Genomic DNA, 5,434 nt, shown 5'->3' on the forward strand with positions numbered 1-5,434 from the left:
GCGACAGTCTGCAATCCACAGTCTGCAATCTGAAATCTGAAATGGTCAGCGTATGAACTCCTGTTTGTCGCTCGGATCAAAGGCCGCAAGCGCAGGCAGCTCTTCGGGGTTCAGTCCCGCGACCGCGCCGAACCGCTCCTTCACGACCTTCGCCACCCTGCGGTTGAACTTCATCAGGTCGATGCCCATCGGGCAGCCGCGACTGCACGAACCGCACTCCACGCAGCGGCCGGCCATGTGCATAGCCCGCATCAGGTGGAACATCATGTTGTCCGAACCCGCGGTGGTCTTGCCAACCCACTGGGGACTGCTGGCGTCGACAAAGCAGGTGGGGCAATAGCAGTTCGGGCAGACCTGGCGGCAGGCATAGCAGCGGATGCAACGGGAAACGTCGGTCATCAGCGCCTGCCAGCGCTCGTCCGGGGACAGCCTCTCGAAGTCATCCAGCGGGTCGGGTGCGGGCGTGCGCTCCGCGACCTTCTCCCCTATCATCTCGTCGCAGATGACCGGATTGGGATGGATACAAGTGGTGCACGAGTCGCTGAGCCGCCCCTGCTCCTTCACGCCGTCGCAGCCGACGCCGAGAATCACAAGTCCGCCGCGGTCAACCTGTTTCTCTTTGAGCAGGGCGACGACTGACCGCGAATCACAACCCTTGGCGACGATGGCAATCTTGCCTCGGTGCTTGACACGCGGCAGGTACGCGGCCAGGTTGGTACCGCAGCGGTCGTCGAAGACTAGGACGTCGGCGTCTTCCGGCCGCGTGACAAACGCGGGCGTGGCAGTGCCCGGACGCTTGCCGGCACGATAGCCGATGACCATCACGACGCCCTCTTTGGTCAGAAGCTCCTTCGCCCGCCTGCGGAGCTGGTCTTCGCGGCTCACGCGACCTCTTCCTTCAGCAGTTTGCGATTCGGTCCCAGCAGTCGCACCTTCTCGGTAACCTCGCGCACCACTTCGGCGAAGCGCTCGCCTTCCGCGGCCGAGACCCAGGAGAAGCTGACCCGTCCCGGGTCGATGCCGGCGAACCCCAGCAGGTCATTCAGCACGGCGAACCGGCGCCGGGCCACGTAGTTGCCGGTCAGGTAGTGGCAGTCGCCGGGATGACAGCCTGAGATGAGCACGCCGTCGGCCCCGCTCTGGAGCGCCTTGAGGATGTAGAAAGGGTCGACCCGGCCGGAGCACGGGACGCGAATCACCCGGATGCTGGGCGGGTACTGGATGCGCGAGATTCCGGCCAGGTCGGCGCCGGCGTACGAGCACCAGTTGCAGAGGAAAGCCACGATCTTCGGCGAGAATTCGCCACCGGCTGTCATGTCAGTCGCCGCGCCTGGCACCCGAGACTCTCCCATGCTCTAGTCCAGCAGGGCCGCTATCTCGCGGCTGATGTTCTCGGACTGGAAACCACGGATATCGATAGCCAGCGAGCGGCAGTTGGCCGCGCAGGCGCCGCAACCCTTGCACAGGGCCTCGTTGACGACCGCGGCCTGCTTCCGCGTCCTTTCGTTGATGGTCTTGACCTCGATGGCGCGGTAGGCGCAGAGCCCCTCGCACATGTGGCAGGCAGAACAACGGTCGGGATTCACCGAAGCGACGGTCGCTTCGGCCTCGAGCGTATCGCGGGAGAGAATCGTGGCTACTCGTCCGGCCGCGGCCTGGGCTTGAGCGGTTGCTTCGTCGATAAACTTGGGGAAGTGACACAGGCCGGCCATGAACACGCCCTCAGTCGCGAAATCCACCGGCCGCAGCTTCATGTGTGCTTCGAGAAAGAAGCCCTCGGCATTCAGCGGCACCTTCAGCATCTGGGCCAGTTGCTCTGATCCCGCCTGCGGCACGAGACCGGATGAAAGAACGAGCAGGTCGGGAGCAAACTCGATGGCCTGGTTGAGAATCGGGTCGAATCCCGTCACCAGCGGTCTCCCCGCTTCGATCCTCACCTCGGGCTTCCGCTCCGGCGTGTAGCGGATGAAGACCACGCCCTTCTGCCGCGCCTGCCGGTAGTACTCCTCGCGCAGTCCGTAGGTCCGAATGTCCCGGTAGAGCACGTAGACTTCGGTATCGGGATTGAGTTCCTTGAGTTTGAGAGCATTCTTGACCGCCTCAGCGCAGCAGATACGCGAGCAGTACGGCCGCTCGGGCTCGCGCGAACCGACGCACTGAACCATGACGACGGACCGGAAAGAAAAGGGGTCTAGGGGTCCAGGATTCGAGGATTCTAGTGCCTGTTCCAGCTCCTTCTGGCTGACGATGCGCGGGCTCTGTCCGTAGCAGTACTCGGTTGGGGTGCGGTACTGCGCGCCAGTCGCTACCACGACGACGCCATGCTTGAACGACTCCTCCTTCCTCTCTCCTCCCACGTCCCTCTGTATCGTCGTCTGGAAGTTCCCAACAAAGCCATCGATTGCCTTGATTCCGGCGCCGGTAAAGACCTTGATGCGCGGGTGGCATCCGGCTTTGGCCGCGAGGTCCGCGAGGCGCGCTCTGACGTCATCCCCCTCTACTGTCCTGGCAATAGACCGAGCGTTGCCACCGAGCGTCTTCTCCTGCTCGACGAGGAAGACGTCGAACCCCTCGCCGGCCAGGGCCAGTGCCGCTGTCATCCCGGCTACGCCACCGCCGATAACGAGCCCGGCTTTGGTAACCGGCAACTTCACCTTCGGCAGCGGCTTGAGGCGCAGGGCTCGCGCCACCGCCATTTTGACCAGGTCTTTCGACTTCTCGGTGGCCCGGTCCGGCTCTTTCATGTGCACCCAGGAACACTGGTCGCGGATGTTGGTCATGGCGAACAGGTGCGGGTTCAGGCCGGCCTCGGTAACCGTGGCCTGGAACAACGGCTCGTGGGTCCGCGGGGAGCACGACGCCACCACGACCCGGTTGAGCCGGTGCTCGCGAATACGGTCCTTGATCTTGTCCTGCGTGTCGCCGGAACAGGAGTACAGGTTCTCCTCCGCGTACACGACATGGGGCAGACTGCGGGCGAACTCGGTGACTTCCGGCACGCGGACTATGCCGCCGATGTTGATTCCGCAGTGGCAGACAAAGACCCCGATGCGCGGCGCGGCACCGCGCACATCGGTCTCCGCCGGCATCTCCTTGACCACGGCCAGCTGGCCCCGCTCCGCCGAGAGCATCTCCTCGGCCGCGGCGGCAGCGCCCGAAGCACCGGTCACGGTCTCCGGTATTGCCATCGGCTGCGCGAAGCTGCCGGCGACCCCGATGCCGGCGCGGCTCGTAGCGGTCGGTGACCACGAGTCGGTGGTGGCGAACCCGAAGCGATCCAACTCGATGTCGAGCCGCTTCGACAGCTCCGCCAGTTCCGGCGGCGGCACGAATCCGCAGGAGAGCACCACGAGGTCGAATTCCTCTGAACGCTGGCCCGAGTCGCCGGCGAAGCGCAGCACGAGGTTCCTGGTCTGCGGGTCCTCGCGGACCTCCGCGACCCGCGCCCGCAACAGCCTGACTCCGTACTGCTGTTCGGCCCGTTCGACGTACTTGTCGAAATCCTTGCCGTAGGAGCGCATATCCATGTAGAAGACGGTCGGCTCTACGTCCTTCGCGTGCTCCTTGGCTATGACCGCTTCCTTGACCGCATACATGCAGCACATCGCCGAGCAGTAGCCGCGCTCGACCGAGTCGTCACGCGAGCCGACGCACTGGAGCCAGGCTATGCGCTTCGGTTCCTTGCCGTCTGAAGGCCGCTTAACGTGACCGGAGTACGGTCCCGAGGCCGAGAGAATTCGCTCGAACTCGAGGCTGGTCACCACGTTTGGATAGCGCCCGTGACCGTACTCGGGTCGCAGCACGGTCGGCGCTATCTTCGAGCCGGCGGTGACAACGATTGAGCCGACCTCGACTTCGAACTCCTGGTCCTGCTGGGTGTAGTCGATGGCACCCGCCTTGCAGGCTTTCTGGCACGCCCCGCACTTGTCCTTCGTGAACTTCAGGCACTGCGCGCGGTCGATCGTGGGCGCATTGGGCACCGCCTGCGCGTACAGGCGATAGATGGCGCGCCGCTTGTTCAGACCGCCCTCGAAATCATTGGTCAGGTCGCGCACCGGACACTTGGTCAGGCAGTCACCGCAGCCGGTGCACTTGGCGAGGTCCACCGAGCGCGCATGCCGTCTCAGCTTCACCCTGAGATTGCCCGGTTCACCGGTGACACCGAGCACCTCGGTCTGGGTCAGGAGTTCGATATTCTCGTGCCTACCCGCAGCGACCAGCTTGGGCGAAAGGATGCACATCGAGCAGTCGTTGGTCGGGAACGTCTTGTCGAGCATCGCCATCACGCCGCCGATGGCCGACGCACGCTCCACCAGGTAGACCTTGTAGCCGGAATCCGCAAGATCAAGAGAAGCCTGGACTCCACCAATCCCGCCACCGACAACCAAGACAGCACCAACCTTGCCGGTCGAGGGCTCAGGCATAGCAGGGCTCCGGAGTCAAGCCAAAAGCCAAAGGCCAAAAGCCAACACGCAAAGCCGCCGACAGAACGCTTGCATAGCCACACGCATCCGCATTCCCGCGCCCGGACGTGGGAGTCAAGTCAGAAGCCAAAGGCCAAAAGCCAACACGCAAGAACATCATCTGCGCCCTTTGGCGGTAACGACCGACTTGGCAAGGATTCGGACTAGAGCGTCAACCTCGCCGGAGAGCACATCGGCCGCCCCAACTGGCAGCAGGTTCGCCCGGGCAACCAGCGCCAGCCAGTACTGCGACTCTTTGGCTTCCTTGAGCGCCACTTGCAGTTTGTGGATGAAGTCAGCGCGGCTCTCAGCCCCACGGGCTTCCATGTAGTTGGCCCCGGCGGAGGCGCTCGAACGCATCAGCTGTCCGGCAACGTACCGTCCGGGAGTTGTCCTTGCCAGCCGGCCACCAAGCTTGAGGCAGGCAGCAGCGAAGTCAAGAAGCCTCTCACGCAGGTCAATCGGTTGTCCGCAGTCTTGGCTTTTGGCTCTTGACTGTTGGCTTTTGACTTCGTCAGTCACGAGACAGGTCCACTCTTTCAAGTGCCGCCAACGATATCGGGTAGGTGTACCCGTCCTCGACGGCACACCGCTTGATGGCGTCCATTATCCTGCTGATCTGCACGCCCTGCGGGCAGCGGGAAAGACAACGATAGTGGGTTGCGCAGATGTCCTTGAATTCGTCGGCCAGCGCTTCGTCCCTCAGGCCAAGGTTGACCCTGCGGATGAAGCGGCGCGCATCCTTCTCCGGGTCGAAAAGCGCCTCCGGGCAGACGGCGGTGCACGACCCGCAGGTGAAACAGGCGGTCACACTCTCGGCCATCTTGCTCACCTTCAGCTTGAACTGGCGGTCGAGGTCCGCCGGCTTGACGTTCGGTTGAGAACCGCGGGCTCCGGCCTTGGCTACCTCTTCGGCCATGCGGGATACTACGTCCGCGACCTCGCCGATATTGACGCCTTGCGGGCAGCGG

The 5,434-nt window shown here is 63.6% G+C and carries 5 protein-coding genes; all 5 read right to left on the reverse strand.

All coding sequences use genetic code 11. The features are described from left to right. Positions 1-45 precede the first annotated feature (45 nt). Positions 46-885 carry a 4Fe-4S ferredoxin gene (locus FJY68_13160; GenBank protein MBM3332773.1) on the reverse strand — a complete coding sequence of 280 codons (840 nt, stop codon included), beginning with the start codon at positions 883-885 and terminating at the stop codon, positions 46-48. Next, positions 882-1,316: a hydrogenase iron-sulfur subunit gene (locus tag FJY68_13165; protein MBM3332774.1), complete on the reverse strand. Its 435-nt coding sequence runs from the start codon at positions 1,314-1,316 to the stop codon at positions 882-884. The genes FJY68_13160 and FJY68_13165 overlap by 4 nt, the downstream gene beginning before the upstream one ends. Positions 1,317-1,355: 39 nt before the next feature. Then, complete coding sequence (locus FJY68_13170; GenBank protein MBM3332775.1) at positions 1,356-4,424, reverse strand: CoB--CoM heterodisulfide reductase iron-sulfur subunit A family protein; 3,069 nt, start codon at positions 4,422-4,424, stop codon at positions 1,356-1,358. A 156-nt stretch (positions 4,425-4,580) separates the two neighbouring features. Then, positions 4,581-5,051 carry a four helix bundle protein gene (locus FJY68_13175; protein ID MBM3332776.1) on the reverse strand — a complete coding sequence of 157 codons (471 nt, stop codon included), beginning with the start codon at positions 5,049-5,051 and terminating at the stop codon, positions 4,581-4,583. Next, positions 4,978-5,434 (reverse strand): hypothetical protein (locus FJY68_13180; protein ID MBM3332777.1); only part of this gene is annotated, 457 nt, incomplete at its 5' end. The genes FJY68_13175 and FJY68_13180, both read right to left, overlap by 74 nt.

The organism is candidate division WOR-3 bacterium, assembly GCA_016867815.1.
In the GTDB taxonomy this organism is placed as follows: Bacteria; Hydrothermota; Tepidihabitantia; order Tepidihabitantales; family Tepidihabitantaceae; genus UBA2258.

Excerpts from the sequence above, each read along its gene's own strand:
- FJY68_13165 (MBM3332774.1), bottom strand. The coding sequence starts at position 1,316 with ATGACAGCCGGTGGCGAATTCTCGCCGAAGATCGTGGCTTTCCTCTGC.
- FJY68_13170 (MBM3332775.1), bottom strand. The coding sequence starts at position 4,424 with ATGCCTGAGCCCTCGACCGGCAAGGTTGGTGCTGTCTTGGTTGTCGGT.